Origin of the sequence: Streptomyces sp. NPDC096176 (genome assembly GCF_044763255.1) — a bacterium.
Lineage (GTDB): Bacteria > Actinomycetota > Actinomycetes > Streptomycetales > Streptomycetaceae > Streptomyces.
The window spans coordinates 391,264-413,595 of sequence record NZ_JBIWFV010000005.1 but is presented as its reverse complement, the minus strand read 5'-3'; the positions used below and the strand labels follow the sequence as shown (position 1 = coordinate 413,595).

At 72.3% G+C, this 22,332-nt stretch carries 22 protein-coding genes; 13 read left to right on the top strand and 9 right to left on the bottom strand.

From position 1 onward, the window contains the following. Positions 1 to 84 precede the first annotated feature (84 nt). Positions 85 to 537: a hypothetical protein gene (locus ACIQ7Q_RS16640; protein WP_403861596.1), complete on the top strand. Its 453-nt coding sequence runs from the start codon at positions 85 to 87 to the stop codon at positions 535 to 537. Positions 538 to 629: 92 nt separating this feature from the next. On the opposite strand, the gene ACIQ7Q_RS16635 is transcribed toward ACIQ7Q_RS16640, so the two are convergent. Further along, complete coding sequence (locus ACIQ7Q_RS16635; protein WP_403861593.1) at positions 630 to 1,064, bottom strand: CBS domain-containing protein; 435 nt, start codon at positions 1,062 to 1,064, stop codon at positions 630 to 632. 173 nt (positions 1,065 to 1,237) lie between these two features. On the opposite strand from ACIQ7Q_RS16635, the gene ACIQ7Q_RS16630 reads away from it, so the two are divergent. Then, positions 1,238 to 1,654 carry an acyl-CoA thioesterase gene (locus tag ACIQ7Q_RS16630; protein ID WP_403861590.1) on the top strand — a complete coding sequence of 139 codons (417 nt, stop codon included), beginning with the start codon at positions 1,238 to 1,240 and terminating at the stop codon, positions 1,652 to 1,654. 15 nt (positions 1,655 to 1,669) lie between these two features. Here ACIQ7Q_RS16630 and ACIQ7Q_RS16625 read toward each other — a convergent pair whose 3' ends face one another. From ACIQ7Q_RS16625 to ACIQ7Q_RS16615, 3 genes are all read right to left on the bottom strand, one after another. Then, positions 1,670 to 1,963, bottom strand: coding sequence for a hypothetical protein (locus ACIQ7Q_RS16625; protein WP_403861587.1), 294 nt, complete (start codon positions 1,961 to 1,963; stop codon positions 1,670 to 1,672). Positions 1,964 to 2,151: 188 nt separating this feature from the next. Further along, complete coding sequence (locus ACIQ7Q_RS16620) at positions 2,152 to 2,835, bottom strand: GDSL-type esterase/lipase family protein (protein ID WP_403861584.1); 684 nt, start codon at positions 2,833 to 2,835, stop codon at positions 2,152 to 2,154. A gap of 34 nt (positions 2,836 to 2,869) precedes the next feature. Beyond that, on the bottom strand, positions 2,870 to 3,130 hold the full coding sequence (locus tag ACIQ7Q_RS16615; protein WP_403861581.1) for a hypothetical protein: 261 nt from the start codon (positions 3,128 to 3,130) through the stop codon (positions 2,870 to 2,872). Positions 3,131 to 3,451: 321 nt separating this feature from the next. On the opposite strand from ACIQ7Q_RS16615, the gene ACIQ7Q_RS16610 reads away from it, so the two are divergent. After that, the gene (locus ACIQ7Q_RS16610) at positions 3,452 to 4,429 is read left to right on the top strand and encodes a WD40 repeat domain-containing protein (protein WP_403861579.1); all 978 of its coding nucleotides are present in this window, start codon (positions 3,452 to 3,454) and stop codon (positions 4,427 to 4,429) included. Here the strand turns inward: ACIQ7Q_RS16610 and ACIQ7Q_RS16605 are convergent. Beyond that, a complete protein-coding gene (locus tag ACIQ7Q_RS16605) occupies positions 4,426 to 5,193 on the bottom strand; it encodes a TetR/AcrR family transcriptional regulator (RefSeq protein WP_403861576.1) in 768 nt (255 codons plus the stop codon). The genes ACIQ7Q_RS16610 and ACIQ7Q_RS16605 overlap by 4 nt on opposite strands. 47 nt (positions 5,194 to 5,240) lie before the next feature. Between ACIQ7Q_RS16605 and ACIQ7Q_RS16600 the strand changes: the two genes are divergently transcribed. Together ACIQ7Q_RS16600 and ACIQ7Q_RS16595 are read left to right on the top strand one after the other, a co-directional pair. After that, positions 5,241 to 6,245 (top strand): ATP-binding cassette domain-containing protein, encoded by a 1,005-nt coding sequence (locus ACIQ7Q_RS16600; protein WP_403861573.1) that lies wholly within the window; start codon positions 5,241 to 5,243, stop codon positions 6,243 to 6,245. Beyond that, positions 6,242 to 7,078: an ABC transporter permease gene (locus tag ACIQ7Q_RS16595; protein ID WP_403861570.1), complete on the top strand. Its 837-nt coding sequence runs from the start codon at positions 6,242 to 6,244 to the stop codon at positions 7,076 to 7,078. Before ACIQ7Q_RS16600 ends, ACIQ7Q_RS16595 begins: the two co-directional genes overlap by 4 nt. Before the next feature lie 91 nt (positions 7,079 to 7,169). Here the strand turns inward: ACIQ7Q_RS16595 and serC are convergent, their stop codons facing one another. Both serC and ACIQ7Q_RS16585 read right to left on the bottom strand, forming a co-directional pair. Next, positions 7,170 to 8,288 carry a phosphoserine transaminase gene (gene serC / locus ACIQ7Q_RS16590; protein WP_403861567.1) on the bottom strand — a complete coding sequence of 373 codons (1,119 nt, stop codon included), beginning with the start codon at positions 8,286 to 8,288 and terminating at the stop codon, positions 7,170 to 7,172. An 83-nt stretch (positions 8,289 to 8,371) separates the two neighbouring features. Further along, positions 8,372 to 9,004: a GTP-binding protein gene (locus ACIQ7Q_RS16585; RefSeq protein ID WP_403861564.1), complete on the bottom strand. Its 633-nt coding sequence runs from the start codon at positions 9,002 to 9,004 to the stop codon at positions 8,372 to 8,374. A gap of 218 nt (positions 9,005 to 9,222) precedes the next feature. On the opposite strand from ACIQ7Q_RS16585, the gene ACIQ7Q_RS16580 reads away from it, so the two are divergent. Both ACIQ7Q_RS16580 and ACIQ7Q_RS16575 read left to right on the top strand, forming a co-directional pair. After that, entirely contained in the window at positions 9,223 to 12,045 is a 2,823-nt protein-coding gene (locus tag ACIQ7Q_RS16580) for an FAD-binding and (Fe-S)-binding domain-containing protein (protein WP_403861561.1), read from the top strand. A 54-nt stretch (positions 12,046 to 12,099) separates the two neighbouring features. Further along, entirely contained in the window at positions 12,100 to 12,393 is a 294-nt protein-coding gene (locus tag ACIQ7Q_RS16575; protein WP_403861558.1) for a hypothetical protein, read from the top strand. A gap of 48 nt (positions 12,394 to 12,441) precedes the next feature. On the opposite strand, the gene ACIQ7Q_RS16570 is transcribed toward ACIQ7Q_RS16575, so the two are convergent. Together ACIQ7Q_RS16570 and ACIQ7Q_RS16565 are read right to left on the bottom strand one after the other, a co-directional pair. Then, complete coding sequence (locus ACIQ7Q_RS16570) at positions 12,442 to 12,870, bottom strand: pyridoxamine 5'-phosphate oxidase family protein (RefSeq protein ID WP_403861555.1); 429 nt, start codon at positions 12,868 to 12,870, stop codon at positions 12,442 to 12,444. Positions 12,871 to 12,950: 80 nt separating this feature from the next. Further along, positions 12,951 to 13,808 (bottom strand): LysR family transcriptional regulator, encoded by an 858-nt coding sequence (locus ACIQ7Q_RS16565; protein WP_403861552.1) that lies wholly within the window; start codon positions 13,806 to 13,808, stop codon positions 12,951 to 12,953. A 101-nt stretch (positions 13,809 to 13,909) separates the two neighbouring features. Here ACIQ7Q_RS16565 and ACIQ7Q_RS16560 point away from each other — a divergent pair, with 101 nt between their 5' ends. The 6 genes from ACIQ7Q_RS16560 (at position 13,910) to ACIQ7Q_RS16535 (ending at position 22,319) form a co-directional block, all read left to right on the top strand. After that, positions 13,910 to 14,899, top strand: coding sequence for an EamA family transporter (locus tag ACIQ7Q_RS16560; protein ID WP_403861550.1), 990 nt, complete (start codon positions 13,910 to 13,912; stop codon positions 14,897 to 14,899). Between the two features lie 160 nt (positions 14,900 to 15,059). Beyond that, on the top strand, positions 15,060 to 15,878 hold the full coding sequence (locus tag ACIQ7Q_RS16555) for a TIGR03084 family metal-binding protein (RefSeq protein WP_403861547.1): 819 nt from the start codon (positions 15,060 to 15,062) through the stop codon (positions 15,876 to 15,878). 92 nt (positions 15,879 to 15,970) lie between these two features. After that, positions 15,971 to 17,641, top strand: a complete 1,671-nt coding sequence (locus tag ACIQ7Q_RS16550; RefSeq protein WP_403862169.1) for an acyclic terpene utilization AtuA family protein — start codon at positions 15,971 to 15,973, stop codon at positions 17,639 to 17,641. Further along, positions 17,638 to 19,236, top strand: a complete 1,599-nt coding sequence (locus tag ACIQ7Q_RS16545) for an acyl-CoA carboxylase subunit beta (RefSeq protein ID WP_403861543.1) — start codon at positions 17,638 to 17,640, stop codon at positions 19,234 to 19,236. Before ACIQ7Q_RS16550 ends, ACIQ7Q_RS16545 begins: the two co-directional genes overlap by 4 nt. Positions 19,237 to 19,245: 9 nt before the next feature. Beyond that, positions 19,246 to 21,180 (top strand): acetyl/propionyl/methylcrotonyl-CoA carboxylase subunit alpha, encoded by a 1,935-nt coding sequence (locus tag ACIQ7Q_RS16540; protein WP_403861540.1) that lies wholly within the window; start codon positions 19,246 to 19,248, stop codon positions 21,178 to 21,180. Beyond that, positions 21,177 to 22,319 carry an acyl-CoA dehydrogenase family protein gene (locus ACIQ7Q_RS16535; RefSeq protein ID WP_403861537.1) on the top strand — a complete coding sequence of 381 codons (1,143 nt, stop codon included), beginning with the start codon at positions 21,177 to 21,179 and terminating at the stop codon, positions 22,317 to 22,319. Before ACIQ7Q_RS16540 ends, ACIQ7Q_RS16535 begins: the two co-directional genes overlap by 4 nt. The last annotated feature ends 13 nt before the right edge of the window (positions 22,320 to 22,332 follow it).

The following is a 22,332-nucleotide window of genomic DNA, read 5'->3' as shown; positions in this document are numbered from 1 at the left end:
GGCGGGCCTCTCTTCCCTTCTCGAGACCCGTGTGCCCCAATGCCCGCACCAGCCCGTGACACCCCACGAAGGGCGGATCCCCCCATGAAGCACACCACTCTGCTCGTTCTCGGCGCGTGCGCCGCGGCAACGCTCGCCATGGCGCCCGCGGAGCAAGCCGTGACGCCCGAGACGGCAACGTTGTCATTCGACTGCGGTTCCTACGGCGCCGGCACAGCCACGCTCAAGGCGGCCCAGGACGGTACGGCCGCGACCATCGAGGTCTCCACGGACGCCATCACCGCCCCCGTCCCGATCGGCGCGAACTCCGTGGAGTCCACCCTCACCCTGTCCAAGAACGGCTCCGGCACGGCGACGTTCACCGGCAACTCGAACCCGGCGATTCCGGCGGGCGGCGCGGTCTCCACCGGCCCGCTGAACGGCACCGTCGCGACGGGCGACAGCCTCGAGGCGACGTCCCTGACCGTTGTCGTCTTCGGCATCACGGCACAGTGCACGGCTACTTCCCCGCAGGACCCGGGGCCGTTCGTCTTCTGACGTCCGGTCGCACAGCGGCCCGGCCCGTGTATCCCTCGGGGGCGTGACCGTCGGGCGGCACGTCCCTTCCCGTGCCGCCCGACGCCGGCCGGTCAGGCCTCCGCGTAGATGCGGGTCGCGAACTCGGCGATCTGCTGATCGCTCAGGTTCTTGGCGACATTCGCCTCCGTGATCATGCCGACCAGGCGGTGCCCGCCCGCCACGTCGATCACCGGAAGGCGCTTGATGTGATTGCTCTCCATCATTTCCAGGACTTCGGAGGCGTCCGCCTCCGCGTCGATCCAGTGCAGGTCACCAGCCAGGGTGCCCGCCTGCACCGTCGCCGGGTCCACGCCGTCGGCGCAGCAGGTGACGACGATGTCTCGGTCGGTGACAAGGCCCGTGAGCCTGTTGTTGTCACCGCAGATGGGCAGGGCGCCGACGTCCAGGTCCCGCATCATCTTGGCCGCTTCGTGAAGCGACTGATGCGCACCCACGCACTGGGCACCGCTGGTCATGATGTCCTTGGCTCGCAGCTCGCCGGCCATGAGTCCTCCCTTGCGGGAATCGGGAATGTGGCATGCATCCGACGCCACACCGGGTGCCCAGCTGTGGCCATCCGAAAAGTCCGTGAACCGGACAGGGCCGGAATTTTCGACAGCGGGGCCGGACCAGGCCGGGAGCCGGGAATGAGGGCACGGGCGGTGCCGTTGCCGAGGGCATGACCTTCTCTGTCGACGTGACCGTGCGCGGCTACGAACTGGACACGCAAGGGCACCTCAATCAGGCCGTCTATCTGCAGTACGCAGAGCACGCGCGGTGGGAGCTGCTGCGGGCCGCCGGGCTGCCCCAGGAGAAGCTGCTGGCCGACGGCGTGGGCCCGGTCGCGCTCGAGGTGACGGTGAAGTACGCGCGGGAGCTGCGCGGCGGGGATCAGGTGCGGGTGACGTGCCAGTTCGTCTACGGGCAAGGCAAGACCTTCAAGGTCGTGCAGCGGATCCTCAAGGACGACGGCACGCTCGCGGCGGAGATCACCGGCGTGGCGGGCGTGCTCGACCTGTCCACGCGCAGGCTCATCGCCGACCCGCGGGGACACCTGGCCGGGCTGGCCGACAACCCGGACCTCCTCAGCGGCTGACCGGCCGTCAGGGCGTCAGCGCGGGAGCTTGAGGTCCGTGCAGCCGTGTTGCTCGGCCGAGCGCTTGGCGAACGCGGTGAGAGCCGAGCGTACGAAGTCCTCGACCCGGTCGTCGACGTGGACGTACTCCGTGGCGTGGATCGTGAAGTACGCGCCGGAGCCTGAGCACGTGGCGGTGGCCCAGAAGTGGTCCTTGGAGCCGCCCGCGCCACGGCCGGTCCCGGAATCCGGGTACCGGGCCTGGGCGAAGGGGCCGAAGGAGGCGCTCAGGTGGAACAACTCCTCCGCGCGGGCCTTGGTCTCGCCCAAGAGGCACGTCTCCAGCGGGGCGGTGTCCGTCGACAGTCCCAGCCCTCGGTCGGGACGGCCTCGCCCTCGGCGACGAGCTCTTCGAACGTGGACATCGGGCCAGGATCGCAGCTCGGGGTCCTGGCCGCATTCGCATTCCCGGGCCGGTCAGGCGCTTGCCCGGACCGGCGAAGCAGAGCGGAGCCCCGTCACGCGGCGATGCCGTACGCCCCGCCGAACCCCCACGCCTGGTGCATGGCGTCCGCGAACGCGCCCGCCAGTTTGATCTCGCCGGTCGGGCCGGGGTGGGTGCCGTCGTAGGTGTCGGTGTGGATGTCGTACGACGCCGGGTGGGAGGCCAGCAGGATCGGGGACCCGGACGTGTCCAGGTCCGCGACGGCCTTGGCGAGCAGCGTGTTGAAGCGGTCGCACTCGGCGGCGAAGGGGGCGTCGGACTCGGCGCGGATGTTCGGGATGACCGGGAGCAGGACCATGCGGACGTGCGGGTTGGCGAGGCGTGCCTCGGAGATGAACGCGCGGGCGTTCGCCGCCGTCTGGTCGCTGTCCGTGTAGAAGCCGAGGTCTATCAGGCCCAGCGACACGAGGAGGACGTCCGCGCGCTCGCGGGCCACCGTCTCGCGGATCACGGGAGCCATGTGCAGCCAGCCCTCGCCCCAGCCGGCCAGGTGACGGCGGGCGGCGGCGGGGAACGCGGGGTCGGCGTAGGCGTGGGACGCCGGGGCGTTCGCCTCCGTGTCGTACAGCTCGTGGCGCGGACCGACGATCTCGTACGGGGCGGGGGATGCCTCGAGGTGCTGCCACATCCGGTAGCGCCAGCTGTAGTCGCCCGCGCGTCCGATGGTCATGGAGTCGCCGACGAACAGAAATCGCATGGGCGCAATCATGACCGAACTCGTCGGTAACCCGTCACCGGTCTGCGATGTGAGACCGGCCACGAACGCCGGTGAGCGCGGTGACCAGCCGCTCGATCCGCTCGCGCGGGTCGGGGGCGACCGGCCAGGTTGCCATCAGCAGGTGGTGGACCGTGCCGACGCGTGCGAGGGCGAGCGCCCCCGTGTCCGCGTCGTCGGCCACCCGGCCGAGGTGCTGTTCGGCGGTCAGATGTGCGGCGACGGATTCCTCCACTGTGGCGAACACTGTGGCGAAGCCGGACGCTCCGGCCGCCATCGCCTCGCGGAACCGGAGCGCCGCGCCGGGGCGGGTGAGGGCCAGGCAGGAGACGGTGGGGCCCGGGGGCGGTGAGCAGGGCGGCGGCGACCTCGGTGAGGTTGTCGGCGACGCTGTCCCGGCCTGCCCGGGCGGGGAGTTCGCCGGCCAGTGCCGCGGTGCGGGCGAACCGGTCCAGGACCAGCTCCGCGACGAATTCGTCGAGCCCGCCCGCGAAGTGCGCGTGCAGCAGGCCCTTGGAGCAGCCGGCCTCGTCGGTGGCGGCCCAGGCGGCCGGGGCTGCCGAGCAGGGGCGGCAGGCGGAGGTGGCAGGCTTGGGGCATGCGTTCGCTTCCGTACGTCACCGGCCTCGCCGCCGCTCTTGTCGTCGCAGCCGCCGTGCCCGCCACCGCCGACGACGGCTCCGGGTTCACCGTCGAGGACCCGCGGATCACCGAGTCGAGCGGGCTCGCCGCGAGCCGGGCACACCCGGGGATCTACTGGACGCACAACGACCAGGACCAGCCGCGGATCTTCGGCGTCGACGCGACGACGGGCGAGACGGTGGCGACGATCACCCTGCGGGGGGTCGGGGAGCCGAGGGACATGGAGGCGATCTCCGTCGGTCCCGACGGCAACATCTACGTCGGTGACATCGGCGACAACCTCGACGGAAGCTGGGACCACGTCTGGATCTACCGCTTCCCCGAGCCGAAGCAGCTGCGCGACCAGACCGTGAACGCCACGCAGTTCGACGTGAAATACGCCGACGGCGCCCGCAACGCCGAGGCGCTGATGGTGCATCCGAAGACCGGGCGCGTCTACATCGCCTCCAAGAACGAGGAGGGCGGCGGCCTCTATGAAGGCCCGGCCGCCCTCGACTCCCGTTCGACCAACGTCTTCCGGCGGATCGGCGAGGTGCCGTGGGTGACCGACGGCGCCTTCTCGCCCGACGGCAAGGAACTGGTCCTCCGCTCGTACTTCAGCGCCCGCGGCTACGAGTGGAAGGACGGTCGCCTCGGCGCCGACCACCGGGTGCGCGCGCCGATCCAGGCCCAGTCGGAGTCGGTGACGTACACGACCGACGGCACGGCGTTGATGTTCGGCACGGAGGGCGAGCAGAGCGACGTCCAGCGGGTCGAGGTCGAGACCGGCGGCGCCGACCCGGACTCCGGCGGGGGCGCGAAGCCGAAAGGCCCGGGCGGTGACGCGGCCCCCGGGGGCGGCGGGAAGACCGACGTGACCACGTACGGGCTGGTCGCGCTCGTCGGCGGCGGCGCGCTGGTGCTGTGGCTGAGGCGACTGCTGCGCCGCAACTAGCGGTCCTGACCGGCCCGTTCGTCCACCAGGGTCGCGAAGCCGTCGACCAGGCGGGAGAGGCCGAACTCGAAGTGGTCGAAGGCGCCCGAGAACGCGTCCTCGGAGAGGGCCATCAGCCGCGGGTACTGCCCGGTCGCCATCGCCCGTTCCAGGAAGGGCTCCTGGCTCTTCCAGAACTCCTCCTCGCTCTGCCCGGTCTGCTTCACCGCCTCCAGGGCCTCCTGCTCGATGCGGGCGATGCCCGACACCCAGCTCTGCACGGTGATGATCACTGAGATCAGCTCGGGGTCGCGCAGCCCCATGCCCTGCAGCGCGGCCAGTGACATCTCCAGGCCCCGCACCGCGCTGGGGCCGAGGACGGTGCGGGACTGGTTGACCTTCAGCAGCCAGGGATGCGCGCGGTGCAGCGCGAGGTAGGTGCGGGCCATGGCGCGCACGGCGTCGCGCCAGTCGTCGCTCTCGGGTGCGTGCTCGTCGTTGTCCAGCGGCTCGCCCTGGACGCGGTCGAGCATCAGGTCGAGCAGCTCGCCCTTGCCGGGGACGTACCGGTAGAGGGACATCGTGCCCGTGCCCAGCTCGGTGGAGAGGCGGCGCATCGAGACGGCGGCCAGGCCCTCCGCGTCCGCGATCTCGACGGCGACGGTGACGATCCGGTCGAGGGTCAGGCCCGGCTTGGGGCCGCGCGAGGGGCGCTCGCCGGTGCCCCAGAGGAGTTCGAGGCTGCGCGAGACGTCGCCGCTGCCGGTCGTCTCTGTCGTCGTCATGAGGTCAGCGTAATCGCCTGGACAGAAACTGAGTACGGTGTACTCTCATGTGGGTACGCCGTACTCAGTTAATCCGTTGTGGAGGCACCGTGGACGAATACGCCGTAGCGGCCGAAGGTCTGGAGAAGCGATACGGGGACAAGCGCGCCCTCGACGGCTTCGACCTCGCCGTAAGGAAGGGCACCGTGCACGGCCTGCTCGGGCCGAACGGCGCGGGCAAGACCACCGCCGTGCGCGTACTCGCCACCCTGCTGCGGTTCGACGGCGGACGGGCGCGCGTGGCGGGCGTCGACGTGGCGCGCGACCCGCGGCAGGTCCGCCGCCGGATCGGGCTCACCGGTCAGTACGCAGCGGTCGACGAGGTGCTGACGGGCCGGCAGAACCTGGAGATGTTCGGTCGCCTCTTCCACCTCGGCGGCAGGCGCGCGGTCCGCCGGGCCACCGAACTGCTCGAGCAGTTCGACCTGGTGGACGCCGGCGACAAGGGCGTCGGCAAGTACAGCGGCGGAATGCGCCGCCGTCTCGACCTCGCCGCGTCGATGATCCTCGCGCCCGACGTGCTCTTCCTGGACGAGCCGACGACCGGCCTCGACCCGCGCTCGCGCGGCGAGGTGTGGGAGGCGGTGCGCAGGCTCGTCGCCGGCGGCACGACCGTGCTGCTCACCACGCAGTACCTGGACGAGGCCGACAAGCTCGCCTCCCGTATCACCGTCATCGACCAGGGCCGCGCCATCGCGGACGACACCCCCGACGGTCTGAAGAACCGCGTCGGCGGCGACCGGATCGAGGTCGTGGCCCGGGACGCGGCCGATCTCCGGGCGATCGCCAAGACCGTGGCCCGCGTCGCCGACACGGACCCGACGACGGACGCGCTCGAACGGCGGGTCCACGCGGCGGTGACCGACCGGGTCGCCGCCCTCACCGAGGTGGCGCGGACCTTGCAGGACGAACGCATTCCGGTGGAGGACATCGGGCTGCGCAGGCCCAGCCTGGACGACGTGTTCCTGCGGCTGACCGGACACGGCGCGAGTGACGAGGAGAAAGCGGCATGAGCACGCTCGACATGGCGGACCCGACGACCCTGGACGACCGGCACGGCCGCGCCTACTGGGCGGTCTCCGACTGCTGGAACGTGGTCCGGCGCGGACTGACGTACTACCGGCGCCAGCCCGTCCTCATCGCCTGGCAGCTCGGCTTCCCGATCATCTCCGTGCTGCTGTACGGGTATGTCTTCGGCGGTGCGATGAAGTCACCGGACGGCGGCAGCGTCCGCGACTTCCTGATGCCGGGCATGTTCGCGATGACCATGGCCTTCGGCTTCATGAACACGGCCGTCGCGGTCGTCACCGACGCCTCCAAGGGCGTGATCGACCGCTTCCGCTCCATGCCGATGGCACCGTCGGCGGTCGTGACCGGGCGGGGGGTCAACGACCTGATCGTGGCCGGCGCCGAGCTGACGATCCTGGCGGCGACGGCCTTCGCGATGGGCTGGCGCACCGACGCGGGTGCCGCGGCGACGCTCGGGGCGTTCGGACTGCTGCTGCTCCTGCGGTTCTGCCTGATCTGGGTGGGCATCCTGCTCGGCCTGCTGGTCCCCACACCGGAAGCGGCCGGCAGCCTGTACGCGGTGGCGTTCCCGCTCACCATGATCTCCAGCGTCTTCGTGCCGCCGTCGACGATGCCGGACTGGCTCGGCACGCTCGCCGCCTGGAACCCGATCTCGTCCACGGCATCGGCCGCCCGTGAACTGTTCGGCAACCCGGTGGCGAGCGACGGCAGCTGGATCCAGGAGCACGCGCTGCTGATGGCGGTGGTGTGGCCGGTGGTCGTCACCGCGGTGTTCCTGCCGCTGGCCGTGCGGCGCTTCCAACGACTCAGCCGCTGACGGCCGTCGGGCGCCGGGCCTGCCCGCCCGCGAACGGCAGCGGGGCACCGACCGGCCGGTCGGTGCCCCGCTGCCTTCGAACAAGCCGCTGTTACAGCTTCTCGATCACGTAGTCGACGCAGGCCGTCAGCGCCTCGACGTCCGCCGGGTCGATCGCCGGGAACATCGCCACCCGCAGCTGGTTGCGACCCAGCTTGCGGTACGGCTCCGTGTCGACGATGCCGTTCGCGCGCAGCGCCTTGGCGACCGCGGACGCGTCGATCTCGTCGGCGAAGTCGATCGTGCCGATGACCTGCGAACGCTTCGCCGGGTCGACGACGAACGGCGTCGCGTACTTGGACGCCTCCGCCCAGCCGTACAGCGTGCGCGAGGAGGTGGCGGTGCGGCGGACCGACCAGTCCAGGCCGCCCTGGCCGTTGATCCACTTCAACTGCTCGTTCAGCAGGAAGAGCGTGGACAGCGCCGGGGTGTTGTACGTCTGGTTCTTCAGCGAGTTGTCGATCGCCGTCGGCAGCGAGAAGAACTCGGGGACGTGCCGGCCCGAACCGTGGACGCGGGCGGCGCGCTCGAGCGCGGCCGGGGAGAAGACGCCGATCCACAGGCCGCCGTCGGAGGCGAAGGACTTCTGCGGGGCGAAGTAGTAGACGTCGCTCTGCGCGATGTCGACGGGCAGGCCGCCCGCGCCGGAGGTGGCGTCCACCAGGACCAGCGCACCCTCGTCCGCGCCGGCGACCCGCTGGATCGGGGCGGCGACACCGGTGGAGGTCTCGTTGTGGGTGAAGGCGTACACGTCGACGCCTTCCTCCGCCTCGGGGTCCGGGTGGGTGCCGGGGTCGGAGGAGATCACGGTGGGCTCTGCCAGCCACGGCGCCAGCTTGGCGGCCTTGGCGAACTTGGAGGAGAACTCGCCGAACGACAGGTGCTGGGACTTGTTGTCGATCAGTCCGTGCGTCGCGATGTCCCAGAAGGCGGTGGATCCGCCGTTGCCAAGGATCACCTCGTAGCCGTCGGGGAGCGAGAACAGCTCGCGCACGCCGTCGCGCACCGCGCCGACCAGGTTCTTGACCGGGGCCTGGCGGTGGGACGTACCGAGGAGAGAGGTGCCGGTGGCGGCCAGGGCGTCCAGCGCCTCCGTACGCACCTTGGAGGGGCCCGCGCCGAAACGGCCGTCGGCGGGCTTGATGTCAGCGGGAATCTGGATATCAGCCACGTCCGGGAGCGTATACCGGGCCGGCCGCCGGGCGGGCCCGCGGTCCGGCGGCTGAGACGGCTCCACTGCCGCTGACCTGGAGGTCAGGTGCCGTCTGCCAGGCCCAGCGAGTGCAGATGCTCCACCAGGGCGATCAGGACGAACTTGCTTGACGAATGGTCCCGGGCATCGAACTCGACCATCGGCACCAAGGACGCGAGGGCGAGGTCCTTGCGGATCTCCTCCTCGGAACGGAACGGGCCGCCGAAGTCGTTGACGGCGACGATGAACGGCGTGCCCTGCTCACCGAGGCGCTCGATCGCGAACCGGGCGTCGGCCACGGCGCGGGTGTCGACGAGGACGACCGCACCGGAGGTGCCCGCGAGGAGGCGGTCCCAGAGAAAGCGGAAACGTTCCTGTCCGGGTGTGCCGAACAGATACAGCACCCGCTCCTCGTCGATCGTGATGCGGCCGAAGTCGAGGGCGACGGTCGTCGCCGTCTTGGCGGGGACCCGTCCCGAGCCTTCGGCCCCGGTCATCGCCTCCTCCGTGTGCAGCGAACGGATCTCGCTGACGGAACGCACCATCGTCGACCGGCCGGCGCCGAAACCGCCGACGACCGCGATCTTCAGCGCGCCGGGACGGTCGTCGGGAAGCGCGCCGGGACCGGCGTCGCGATGGGCGTCGGTGGCCGCGCCGACGTCTCCGGGGATCGCCCGGGTGGTCGTGCCGGTCATCGTTTCTCGGAGGTGCCGGTCATCGAGTGGTGCCTTCCGGGATGGCGGGGGGCGCAACTGGAGCCGCTGCTTCCTGGCGAAGTGGTCGTCACTATAGGAGAGTTGACGATCACTTGGGCCAGTCCTGTGGCACTCCTCATGTTCGGGTGCGCACAACGTGTGCAACTGGCAGGTTTCCTGCGGGTGCGGCAGCGGCTCCAGGGGTCATTCTGGATCACATGGTTGAACACACCAGGGATACGAGCGAACTGGCCCGCGCGCTCAATGCGGCAGTCGGCGGCGAAGTCGACTTCTCCGCAGCCGCCAGGGCCCTGACGACCATGGACGCCTCCAACTACCGGCGGGTCCCGGTGGGTGTCGTCGCGCCCCGCGACGCCGACGACGTCGCCGCCGCCCTCGAGGTCTGCCGACGGCACGGCGTACCCGTCGTGCCGCGCGGTGGCGGCACCTCCATCGCCGGACAGGCCACCGGCACCGGCGTCGTCCTTGACTTCACCCGCCACATGAACACGATCCTCCACGTCGACCCGGAGGCCGGGACCGCGCTGGTGCAGCCGGGCGTCGTCCTGGACCGGCTGCAGCACGCCGTACGGCCGCACGGCCTGGTCTTCGGGCCCGACCCGTCGACGCACAGCCGCTGCACGCTCGGCGGAATGATCGGCAACAACTCGTGCGGCGCGCACTCGGTGGCCTGGGGGACGACGGCCGACAACGTCCGCGACCTGTCGGTCGTCACGTATTCCGGTACACGTCACCACCTCGCCCGGGGACGGCAGCCCGGCAGTACCCCGCCCGGCCTGGCCGAACTCGTCGACGGCAGCCTCGCCCTCCTGCGCACCGGCTTTCCCGCCGGCCTGCCCCGCCGCATCTCCGGCTACGCCCTCGACGCCCTGCTGCCCGAGAACGGCGTCGACCTCGCCCGCGCGTTCTGCGGCAGCGAAGGCACCCTCGCCGTGCTCACCGAAGCGACCGTGCGCCTCGTGGACGCCCCGGCCGCCCGGGCACTGGCCGTCCTCGGCTACCCCGACGAGAGCGCTGCCGCCGAGGCCGCCGCCGGCCTGCTGCCCCACGGCCCGCTGACCGTCGAAGGCATGGCCGAGGACCTCGTGCCCACGGGCCACGGCCTGCCGCGCGGCGGGGCGTGGCTGTTCGTGGAGACGGGTGGCGCCACGCCCGCGGAAGCGAAGGGCCGCGCGGAGCGGATCGTACGGGCGGCCGACGCGCTCGACGGCACGGTCGTCGACGACCCGGCCGCCATGCGCGTCCTGTGGCGGGTGCGGGAGGACGCGTCCGGCACCGCGACCCGGATGCCCGACGGTGGCGAGGCCTGGCCCGGCTGGGAGGACTGTGCCGTGCCGCCCGCCCGCCTCGGCGCCTATCTGCGCGAGTTCCGCGCCCTGCTCGCCGAACACGGGCTGCGCGGCACCCCCTACGGCCACTTCGGTGACGGATGCATCCACGTCCGCATCGACTTCGACCTGCTGACCGACGACGGCGTCCGGCGCTTCCGCGCGTTCTCCGAGCAGATCGCCGACCTCGTCGTCGCGCACGGCGGCTCGCTGTCCGGCGAACACGGCGACGGCCAGGCGCGCGCCGAGCTGCTGCCGAAGATGTACGGCGACGAACTGGTCGCACTCTTCGGCCGGTTCAAGGACGTGTGGGATCCGGCGGGCGGCATGAACCCGGGCATGCTGGTGCGTCCCCACCCGCTGGACGCGGGTCTGCGCTTCGCCGTGCTGCCCGACCGGCCCGTCGACGTCGTCTTCGGCTACCCGCACGACGGCGGCGACTTCGCCGGCGCGGTGCGCCGCTGTGTGGGCGTCGCCAAGTGCCGCACGACGCAGGCCGCAGCGGGCGGCGGCGTGATGTGCCCCTCGTACCGGGCGACCGGCGAGGAGCAGCACTCCACGCGCGGCAGGGCGCGGCTGCTGCACGAGATGCTCGCGGGCGAGGTCGTCACCGGCGGCTGGCGCTCCACCGAGGTGCGGGACGCGCTCGACCTGTGCCTTTCCTGCAAGGGCTGCCGAAGCGACTGCCCGGTCGGTGTCGACATGGCCACCTACAAGGCCGAGTTCCTGCACCACCACTACGCGGGCCGTCGCCGGCCGGCCGCCCACTACGCCATGGGCCGTCTGCCGCAGTGGCTGCGTTTCGCCGCGCCGCTCGCGCCCGCGGTCAACGCGCTGGGCCGGGTACGGCCGCTGGCGGCTCTCGCCAAGCGGATCGGCGGCATCGCGCCGGAGCGGGACCTGCCGCGCCTGGCGCCGCAGACGTTCCGCGGCTGGCTGCGCGGGCCCATGGGCGAGCGTGCGGAGGTGCTGCGGGAAGGCCGTACGGCCGTGCTGTGGCCGGACACCTTCACCGATCACCTCTCGCCGTCCGTCGGCAGGGCGGCGGTACGCGTCATGGAGGCGGCGGACATCGGGATCGTGCTGCCGCCCGGGCGGGTGTGCTGCGGGATCACCTATGTGTCGACGGGCCAGCTCGACCGGGCGCGGAAGGTCATGCGGCACACGCTCGACGTCATGGAGCCGCTGCTGGAGCTGGATGTGCCGGTCGTCGTACTGGAACCGAGCTGCGCGGCGGCCCTGAAGACCGACCTGCCCGAGCTGCTGGGTGACGACCCGCGCTCGGCCCGGCTCGCGGCGACGGTACGGACCTTCGCCCAGGCGCTGGAGGAGTGCGCCCCCGACTGGACACCGCCGCACATCGGCCGCCCGGTGGCGGGCCAGACCCACTGCCACCAGCACGCGGTCCTCGGCGACGCGGCCGAACGTCGACTGCGGGAGAAGGCGGGCCTGAACGGTGAGTTGAGCGGCGGGTGCTGCGGCCTCGCGGGCAACTTCGGTTTCGAGCGGGGCCACTACGAGGTGTCGGTGGCGTGCGCGGAGGACCAACTGCTGCCCGCCGTACGGTCCGCCGCCACGGGCGCCGAGCTGCTGGCGGACGGCTTCTCCTGCCGCACCCAGCTCGACCAGCTCGCCGGCCGTCGGGCCAGGCACCTGGCGGAGGTGCTGGCGGAGGGCCTGGTCGCAAGGTGAAGTGAGGGATCGGGCAGGATGGGCCGCCGGCCACGCAATGAAAGGGCGGTCGTCATGCGGTGGAGCGTCGGACGGGCCGACATCGTGGGTCTGCTGGCGCGGGCCGCTGCCGTCCTGCTCGTATCGGCCCTGGTGGGGCAGCTGCTGGTGGCCGCGATCGCGGTGGACCCGGGGGACGAGGCCACGTCCAGGGGCATCGGTTCCTTCGCCGTCTCGCTGCTGCGGGGCGGCTCGCTCGGTGCGCTCAGCGCGGCGGGCTGCGTGACGGCGGTCCTGCTGCTGATCCTGGCGGTCCGGGGCGTCCGCCTCGGCTGGAAACTCCTGGCGGGCCGCCGGCAGGCGCTGTGAGAGCTCAGGGCCCCTGTCCGACGCGGGCCGGCCGAGCGGCGCGGCGGCTCAGTCGAGCTGCGCTGCCCGGACCTCGACGACATGCGGCGGGTCCTGGGTGAAGTCGCTGTACCGCACCCATGACGGCCGCACCCGTACATAGGTGATTCCAGGCCAGCTCTGCCGGTCACGCCCGTCCGGATACACGCGGAAGTAGCACTCCCGCAGGCGTTCGAGGTCGTCCCCGGCGGGGAAGTCGGCGGTGCCCTCGAGCTGGGCGGTGATGGCGTCGTCCCAGCCGACGACGAGCGCGATGCGCGAGTCCGCCCGCAGGTTGAGGCTCTTGCGTGTCGTCGCGACGGTGTCGAACACGATCTCCAGGTCGTCGCTGACGGCGTACCCGACGACAGCCGCCTGCGGCGATCCGTCCGGCGCCACCGACGCCTGGACGGCGAGTCTGTACCTGCGGAGGAACCACACCAGTTCGTCACGCTTCATACGCCCTGCCTATCACGGGTCCGCCCGGGCGGCCCGGCGTCGCGCCACCGCGCACGTGGCCCCCTGCCGCAGGCGGCGTGTCAGCGCTTGCGGGCCACCGTGCGGGCCAGGGCCACCAGTTGACGGACGGCCGGATGCGGTCGCGTGCTGCGCCAGGCCAGGAACACGGGCGCGCTCGGGGCGTCGGACAACGGCCGGTAGGCCACACCCCGGTGCGCGTGCATCTGGGCGGTGGAGGCCACCGACGAGCCGACGCCGCGGCCCGCGGCGATGGCGGTGAGCCAGTCGTCCGTGTTGGCGACCGTGATCGTCGCCGTGGGCCGGGCGTCCGCGGGCCACAGGTCGAGCGTCGTCAGCCCGGAGACGGTGTTGAGGACGACCGGCCAGGCGGCCAGGTCCGCCAGGGTCAGCGAGACCTGTGCCGCGAGCGGGCTGTCCGACGGCACGGCCGCGACGCGGGGCTCCGTGAAGAGCAGCTCGGTCGCGAGTCCCGGTGTGCCGACCGGGCCGCGCAGGACGGCGGCGTCGACCTCGCCGCGCGAGAGGCCCGCCGTACGGTCGTCGATCCTCAGCAGCTCGAGCGGGGTGTCGGGGTGCTCGCGTTCCCAGCGGCGCAGCAGCGGGGTGGTGTACGGGCCGAGCGCCGACCAGGCGTGCCCGAGCCGCAGCGGCCGGTGCGGCAGGCCCCCGACGTCCAGCGCCTCGTCGAAGGCGGCGACGGCGACGGCGGCCTTGTCGCGGAAGGCCCGGCCCTCCGCCGTGAGGACAAGGTGGTGCGTGGAGCGGTCCACCAGCCGGACACCCACGTGTCCTTCGAGCGCGGCGAGCGTGCGGGAGACGCTGGGCTGGGTGAGGCCGAGCCGGGCCGCGGCCCTGGTCACGCTCGACTCGTCCGCTACGGCGAGGAAGCAGCGGAGATGGCGCAGCTCGATGCTCATACGTGTGGAGCATAACCGCAGCGAGAATCGCATTTCACGCGCGGCGCCCCGGTCCGTAGCGTGGGGGGACTGGACGAGGTGCAGGCTTACGGGAGGCACGAGTGAAGGACCCGCAGTCCGCGAACACGGGCGCCCGCGCGCAGGCCGGTGCGACGGTCGTGCTGCCGGAGGCGGCGGGTGCGGCGACGCAGGCGGCCGGGGGCGCGGCAACGCAGACGTCGGGCGCACGCCGTTCACTCGGCCTGGTCGCGCTCGTCGTCGCGGGCGGCCTGTCGGTGCAGTTCGGGGCGGCCGTCGCCGTGCTGCTGATGCCGCGGGCCGGCGCGCTCGGGGTCGTCACACTGCGGCTGGTGCTCGCCGCCGTCGTACTGCTCGTGGTCTGCCGGCCGCGGCTGCGCGGGCACTCCCGCGCCGACTGGGCGACCGTCATCACCTTCGGCGCCGCCATGAGTGGAATGAACATGCTCTTCTACCAGGCCGCGGACCGCATCCCGCTCGGCGCGGCGGTCACGCTGGAGGTGCTGGGCCCGCTCGCCCTTTCGGTGATCGCCTCACGGAGACTGGTGAACCTGCTGTGGGCGGCACTGGCCCTGGGCGGCGTGGTCCTGCTCGGCGGAGGCGGCTTCGACCGGCTCGACCCGGTGGGCGCCGCGTTCGCCTTGGCCGCGGGCGGCATGTGGGCGGCGTACATCGTCTTCAGCGCCCGCACCGGCCGGCGCTTCCCGCAGGCGGACGGGCTGGCGCTGGCGATGGGCTTCGGCGCGCTGCTGAGCCTGCCGTTCGGACTCGTCGAAGCGGGCTCACGGCTGCTCGTGCCGTCGACGCTCGCGCTGGGTCTCGCGGTGGCCCTGATGTCGTCGGTCCTGCCGTACACCCTGGAACTGCTGGCGCTGCGCAGACTGCCGGCGGCGACGTTCGCGGTCCTGATGAGCCTGGAGCCGGCGATCGCGGCCATGGCCGGGTTCCTCGTGCTGTCCCAGGCCCTGGCGCCGACGGAGGGGCTCGCGATCGTGCTGGTCGTCGTGGCGAGCATGGGTGCGGTGCGGACGCAGGCGGCGGGGAAGCCGGGGAAGTCCGCGAATCGGACGTAGGGACCAGCCCGCCGGGGCGGGCGGTGGGCTGGTCGCGGACGAGGGTCGGGCCCGGTCAGTGCCGGGGGTCGGAAAAAATCAAAGCAAGCATGCTTGCTTGTTTCTAGCCCTGCTGCCATGCTCCGAGCCACAGACCGTCGTGCCCACAGGGGAGCGTTCCGTGTCCGATCCGGCCGTCGTACTCGACGACTTGCGCAGCGAAAGCGATGAACTCGACCTGCTGGTGGGGGAACTGAGCCCCGGCCAATGGGCGGCGAAGACCCCCGCCGCGGGCTGGACCGTCGCCCATCAGATCGCCCACCTCGCCTGGACCGACTCCGCCGCCCTCGTCGCCGTCACGGACGCGGCAGGCTTCACCGCGGAGGTGGAGAAGGCACTCGCGGCGCCCGACTCCTTCGTCGACGACGGCGCGGCGGCCGGCGCCGCGCTGCCGCCCGCCGAACTGCTCACCCGCTGGCGCGCCGGCCGTGAGGCCCTCCAGCAGGCTCTGCGCTCCGCGCCCGCCGGGGCCCGCTTCCCCTGGTACGGGCCGCCGATGAGCGCCGCGTCGATGGCGACCGCGCGGCTGATGGAAACGTGGGCGCACGGCCAGGACGTCGCCGACGCGCTCGCAGTCGTCCGGCCGCAGACGGCCCGCCTCGCGCAGGTCACCCGGATCGGGGTGCGGACGCGCGACTTCGCGTTCGGGGTGCACGGACTGACCCCGCCGGCCGAGCCGTTCCGTGTGGAACTCGACGGCCCCCACGGTGAGTTGTGGGCCTACGGCCCCGAGGGTGCGGAACAGCGTGTGACCGGCCCCGCCCTCGACTTCTGTCTGCTCGTGACCCAGCGGGCCCACCGCGACGACCTGGCCCTGCGGGCCGAGGGTGAGGACGCCGACCGCTGGCTGGACATCGCGCAGGCCTTCGCGGGCCCGCCCGGCAAGGGGCGCGCGCCGGGCACCACCACGGCGGGGACGCCCGAAGGCGGCCGCCCGTGAGCGGCCGGTCCGGCCGCGCGGACGCCACCGCAGGCGGCGCTCCGGGCACCGGCACGGCGCCGACTGCGGGAGGGGCCGGTTCCGCGTCGGGCGTGTTGCGGGTCGGGAACGCCTCGGGGTTCTACGGCGACCGGTTCGACGCCCTGCGCGAGATGCTCACCGACGGGCCGCTGGACGTGCTCACCGGGGATTACCTCGCCGAGCTCACCATGCTCATCCTCGGCCGCGACCGGATGAGGGACCAGCGACTCGGCTACGCCAAGACATTCCTGCGGCAGCTCGAGGAGACCCTCGGCCTCGCCCGCGAGAAGGACGTCCGCATCGTCGCCAACGCCGGCGGGCTCAACCCCGCGGGTCTCGCCGACGCGGTCCGGACGCTGGCCGGCCGCCTCGGTGTCCCGGTGAACGTCGCACACGTCGAGGGCGACGACCTCACCGCCCGACACCCGGGTGCGCTGACCGCCAACGCCTACCTCGGCGGCGCCGGTATCGCCGCCTGCCTGCACGCCGGCGCCCACGTCGTCGTCACCGGCCGGGTCACCGACGCCGCCCTCGTCACCGGCCCCGCCGTCGCCCGCTTCGGCTGGGGCGAGGAGGAGTACGACAAGCTCGCGGGCGCCGTCGTCGCCGGGCACGTGCTCGAGTGCGGCACCCAGGCCACCGGCGGCAACTACGCGTTCTTCACCGGCCACGACCTCCGCCGCCCCGGTTTCCCCGTCGCCGAGATCCACGCCGACGGCAGCTCGGTCATCACCAAGCACGACGGAACCGGCGGCGTCGTCGACGTCGGCACCGTCACCGCGCAACTGCTGTACGAGACGGGCGGCGCCCGATACCCGGGCCCGGACGTGACCGCCCGCCTCGACACCGTCCGGCTCGAACAGGACGGGCCCGACCGCGTGCGGATCTCCGGGGTGCGCGGCGAGGCTCCGCCCCCCACCGTCAAGGTCGGCCTCAATCGGCTCGGCGGCTGGCGCAACGAGGTCGTCTTCGTGCTGACCGGACTCGAGATCGAAGCCAAGGCCGCTCTGGTGCAGGCGCAGTTGGAGGACGCGCTCGGCGAGCAGCGCCCCGCCGAGGTGCGCTGGGACCTGTCCCGCACGGACACCCCTGACGCCGACACCGAGGAGCGGGCCGCCGCGTATCTGCGGCTTGTCGTCCGCGACCCGGACGCCGAACGCGTCGGCCGTACCGTCAGCAGCGCCGCCATCGAGCTGGCGCTCGGCAGCTACCCCGGCTTCCATGTGACCGCCCCGCCCGGCAAGGGCGCGCCGTACGGGGTCTTCGAGGCCGCATACGCGGACGCGGCCGAGGTCCCGCACACGGCCGTCCTGCCCGGCGGCGAACGCGTCGACGTCCCGCCCCCGAAGCGGACCCGTGCCCTCGAGGACGCGGAGCCGGGCGCGCTGCCCGACCCCATGGCGCACGGCCCGGTCCGACGCGCGCCCCTCGGGCTCGTCGCCGGCGCCCGCAGCGGCGACAAAGGCGGCGACGCCAACATCGGCGTATGGGCCCGCACCGACGACGCCTGGCGCTGGCTCGCCCACGAACTGACCTCTCAGCGGCTGCGCGAGCTGCTGCCCGAGACCGCCGGACTGCCCGTCGTACGGCACGTACTGCCCAACCTGCGCGCCCTCAACTTCACCGTCGCCGGAATCCTCGGCGAAGGAGTCGCCGCGCAGGCCCGTTTCGACCCGCAGGGCAAGGCGCTGGGCGAATGGCTCCGCGCCCGGCACGTCGACATCCCGGAGGCTTTGTTGTGACCGTTCTCGGCTCGGCCGTCGATGTGACGGGCCCCGAATACGCCGCCCACCGCGCCTCGATGCTCGGCAGGCTCGCACAGCTGGACGCCGAGCACGCCAAGGCCCTGGCCGGCGGCGGCGAGAAGTACGTGGCCCGGCACCGGAAGCGCGGCAAACTGCTCGCCCGCGAACGCATCGAGCTGCTGGTCGATCCGGACACCCCGTTCCTTGAACTGTCCCCACTCGCGGCCTGGGGGAGCGACTACCCGGTCGGCGCGTCGATCGTCACCGGCATCGGAGTCGTCGAGGGCGTCGAGTGCCTGATCACCGCCAACGACCCGACGGTGCGCGGCGGGGCGTCCAACCCGTGGACCCTGAAGAAGGCCCTGCGCGCCAACGAGATCGCGTACGCCAACCGGCTGCCGTGCATCGCGCTGGTCGAGTCCGGCGGCGCGGACCTGCCGTCGCAGAAGGAGATCTTCATCCCCGGCGGGGCGCTGTTCCGCGACATCACCCGCCTGTCGGCAGCCGGAATCCCCACGATCGCGGTCGTGTTCGGCAACTCGACGGCCGGCGGGGCGTATGTGCCCGGCATGTCCGACCACACCGTCATGATCAAGGAGCAGTCGAAGGTCTTTCTCGGCGGTCCGCCGCTGGTGAAAATGGCGACGGGGGAGGAGAGCGACGACGAGTCGCTCGGCGGCGCGGAGATGCATGCCCGCACGTCCGGCCTAGCGGACCACTTCGCGCTCGACGAGCCGGACGCGCTGCGCCAGGCCCGCCGGATCGTCGCCCGTCTCAACTGGCGCAAGGCGCACCCGGATCCGGGACCGCCACAGCCGCCCAAGTACGCGGCCGACGAACTGCTCGGGATCGTCCCCGAGGATCTGAAGACGCCGTTCGACCCGCGGGAGGTGGTGGCGCGGATCGTCGACGGCTCCGACTTCGACGAGTTCAAGCCGCTGTACGGGCCGAGCCTGGTGACCGGCTGGGCGCGGCTGCACGGCTACCCGGTGGGTGTGCTGGCCAACGCCCAGGGCGTGCTGTTCTCCGCCGAGTCCCAGAAGGCGGCGCAGTTCATCCAGCTCGCCAACCAGCGTGACGTGCCCCTGCTGTTCCTGCACAACACCACCGGCTACATGGTCGGCAAGGAGTACGAGCAGGGCGGCATCATCAAGCACGGAGCGATGATGATCAACGCGGTCTCGAACAGCCGCGTGCCGCATCTGTCGGTGCTGATGGGCGCGTCGTACGGGGCCGGGCACTACGGCATGTGCGGGCGGGCCTACGACCCGAGGTTCCTGTTCGCGTGGCCGAGCGCCAAATCGGCGGTCATGGGCCCGCAGCAGCTGGCGGGTGTCCTGTCGATTGTCGCGCGCGCGTCCGCGGCGGCGAAGGGGCAGCCGTACGACGACGAGGCGGACGCGGGGCTGCGCGCCATGGTCGAGCAGCAGATCGAGGCGGAGTCGCTGCCGATGTTCCTGTCCGGGCGGCTCTACGACGACGGGGTCATCGACCCCCGCGACACCCGGACGGTGCTCGGCCTGTGCCTGTCCGCCATCCACACGGCACCGGTCGAGGGCGCACGCGGCGGCTTCGGCGTCTTCCGAATGTGAGGCCCTGTTGTGATTTCCTCTGTCCTTGTCGCCAACCGGGGCGAGATCGCGTGCCGCGTCTTCCGCACCTGCCGTGAGCTGGGCATCGCGACAGTCGCCGTCCACTCGGACCCGGACGCCTCGGCGCTGCACGTACGGGAGGCGGACGCGGCCGTACGGCTGCCGGGTGCGACGCCCGCGGAGACGTACCTGCGTGGTGAGCTGGTCGTGAAGGCGGCGCTGGCGGCGGGCGCGGACGCGGTGCACCCCGGGTACGGATTCCTCTCCGAGAACGCGGAGTTCGCGCGGGCGGTCACCGACGCGGGGCTGGTGTGGATCGGGCCGCCCGCAGAAGCGATCGAGGCGATGGCGTCCAAGACCCGGGCGAAGGAACTCATGGGACTGGCCACCCTGGACCCCGGGGCGCTCACCGAGTCCGATCTGCCGGTGCTGGTGAAGGCGGCGGCAGGCGGCGGTGGCCGGGGGATGCGGGTCGTCCGCACCCTCTCCGAGCTCGCCGGGGAGCTCGAGGCGGCCAGCTCCGAGGCGGCATCGGCCTTCGGCGACGGGGAGGTCTTCGTCGAGCCGTACATCGAGGCCGGCCGCCACGTCGAGGTCCAGATCCTCGCGGACGCGCACGGCACGGTGTGGGCGCTCGGCACACGGGACTGCTCGCTGCAGCGCCGCCACCAGAAGGTCGTCGAGGAGTCCCCGGCGCCCGGTCTGAGCCCGGAGCTGGTGGACACGCTGAACACGCTGGCGGTGGGCGCGGCGCGTGCGGTGGACTACCGGGGCGCGGGCACGGTCGAGTTCCTCGTCGCCGAGGACGGCCGGGCGCACTTCCTGGAGATGAACACCCGCCTCCAGGTGGAACACCCGGTGACGGAGGCGGTGTTCGGCCTCGACCTGGTGGCCCTCCAGTTCTCGATCGCACAGGGCGAGGCGCTGCCCCCGTCCCCGCCGCAAGGGCGGGGCCACGCGGTGGAGGCCCGGCTGTACGCCGAGGACCCGGCCGCGGGCTGGACGCCTCAGGCGGGAGAACTGCACGCACTCGACGTGCCGGGCACCGCCCCGGCCGTGCGGGTCGACGCCGGGTACGCCGCCGGGGACGTCATCGGTGTGCACTACGACCCCATGCTCGCCAAGGTCATCGCCTGGGCGCCCACCAGGGCCGAGGCGATCCGGAGACTGGCGTACAGCCTGCGGCGGGCGCGGGTGCACGGCCCCGCCACCAACCGGGACCTGCTGGTCGCGTCGTTGGAGCACCCCGACTTCGTCGCCGGCCGGCTGGACACCGGGTTCTACGAACGGAATCTGGACGAGCTCACCGCCCCCGCCCCCGGCGAGGAGCACGCCGCCGTCGCGGCGGCGATGGCCGACGCAGCCGGACGCAGCGGCAGGTTCGGCGGCGCCTGGCGCAACCTGCCGTCCGCGGATCAGGTCAAGGCGTACGGGGACCACGACATCCGCTACCGGCCCCTGCGCGACGGCGGGTTCGAGGTGGTGGACCGACCCGGGGTGCGGGTCGTGCGGGCGACCGCGCACCGCGTCGCGCTCGAGGTCGACGGCGTCGTACGGAACTACGACGTCAGCGTCCACGGCGACACCGTCCACGTCGACTCTCCCGCCGGCGCCCACGCCCTCACCCCGCGCCCCCGGTTCACCGACCCCCAGGACCGCGCCGAGCCGGGGTCGCTGCTCGCGCCCATGCCCGGGACCGTCGTCCGGGTCGGGGACGGGGTCGTCGAGGGCGCCCGTGTCACCCAAGGACAGCCACTGGTCTGGCTGGAGGCCATGAAGATGGAGCACCGCATCGTCTCTCCCGCCTCCGGCACGCTCACCGCGCTCCACGCCGTGCCCGGCCGTCAGGTCGAGGTCGGCGCCCTGCTCGCCGTCGTCAACGAAGTCGGCCACGAAGTCGCCAACGAGGTCGTCAACGAAGCACAGGAGGACCCTGCGTCATGAACGCCATCGAGAGCCAGGACCACAAGGGCCTGCGGGACGCCGTCGCCGCACTCGGACGCCGGCACGGCCCCGGCTTCGACCGTGCCACTCTGTGGGCCGAGGCCGGCAAGCTGGGCTACCTCGGGGTGAACCTCCCCGAGGAGTACGGCGGCGGAGGCGGCGGCATCAGCGAGCTGTCCATCGTCCTCGAGGAGTCCGGCGCCGCAGGCTGCCCCCTCCTCATGATGATCGTCTCGCCGGCCATCTGCGCCACCGTCATCGCCCGCTTCGGCACCGACGAGCAGAAGCGCACCTGGCTGCCCGGTCTCGCCGACGGCAGCCTCACCATGGCGTTCGGGATCACCGAACCCGACGCGGGCTCGAACTCCCACCGCATCACGACCACCGCCCGCCGCGACGGCGACGGCTGGGTACTGACCGGCCGCAAGGTCTTCGTGTCCGGAGTCGACATCGCCGACGCGACGCTGATCGTCGGCCGCACCGAGGACGCGAGGACCGGCAGCCTCAAACCGTGCCTGTTCATCGTCCCCCGGGACGCCGAAGGCTTCGGCCGCTCGCAGATCGACATGGAACTCCAGGCCCAGGAGAAGCAGTTCGAGCTGGTCCTCGACGACGTACGGCTGCCCGCCGACGCGCTCGTCGGTGGGGATACCGAACGAGAGGACGCCGGCCTGCTCCAGCTGTTCGCCGGACTCAACCCCGAGCGCATCATGACCGCCGCGTTCGCCATCGGCATGGGCCGCTACGCGCTCGCCAGGGCCGTGGAGTACGCGAAGTCCCGCCAGGTGTGGAAGGCCCCGATCGGCGCGCACCAGGCGATCGCGCACCCCCTCGCCGAGGCGCACATCGAGCTGGAGCTGGCCAAGCTCATGATGCAGAAGGCGGCCGCCCTCTACGACGCGGGCGACGACGTCGGCGCGGGCGAGGCGGCCAACATGGCCAAGTACGCGGCCGGTGAGGCATGCGTGAAGGCCGTCGACCAGGCCGTGCACACCCTCGGCGGCAACGGCCTCACCCGCGAGTACGGCCTCGGGCGGCTCGTCACGGCCGCCCGGGTGGCCCGGATCGCGCCGGTCAGCAGGGAGATGATCCTGAACTACGTGTCCCACCAGTCCCTGGGTCTCCCCAAGTCGTACTGACAGACGACATCCT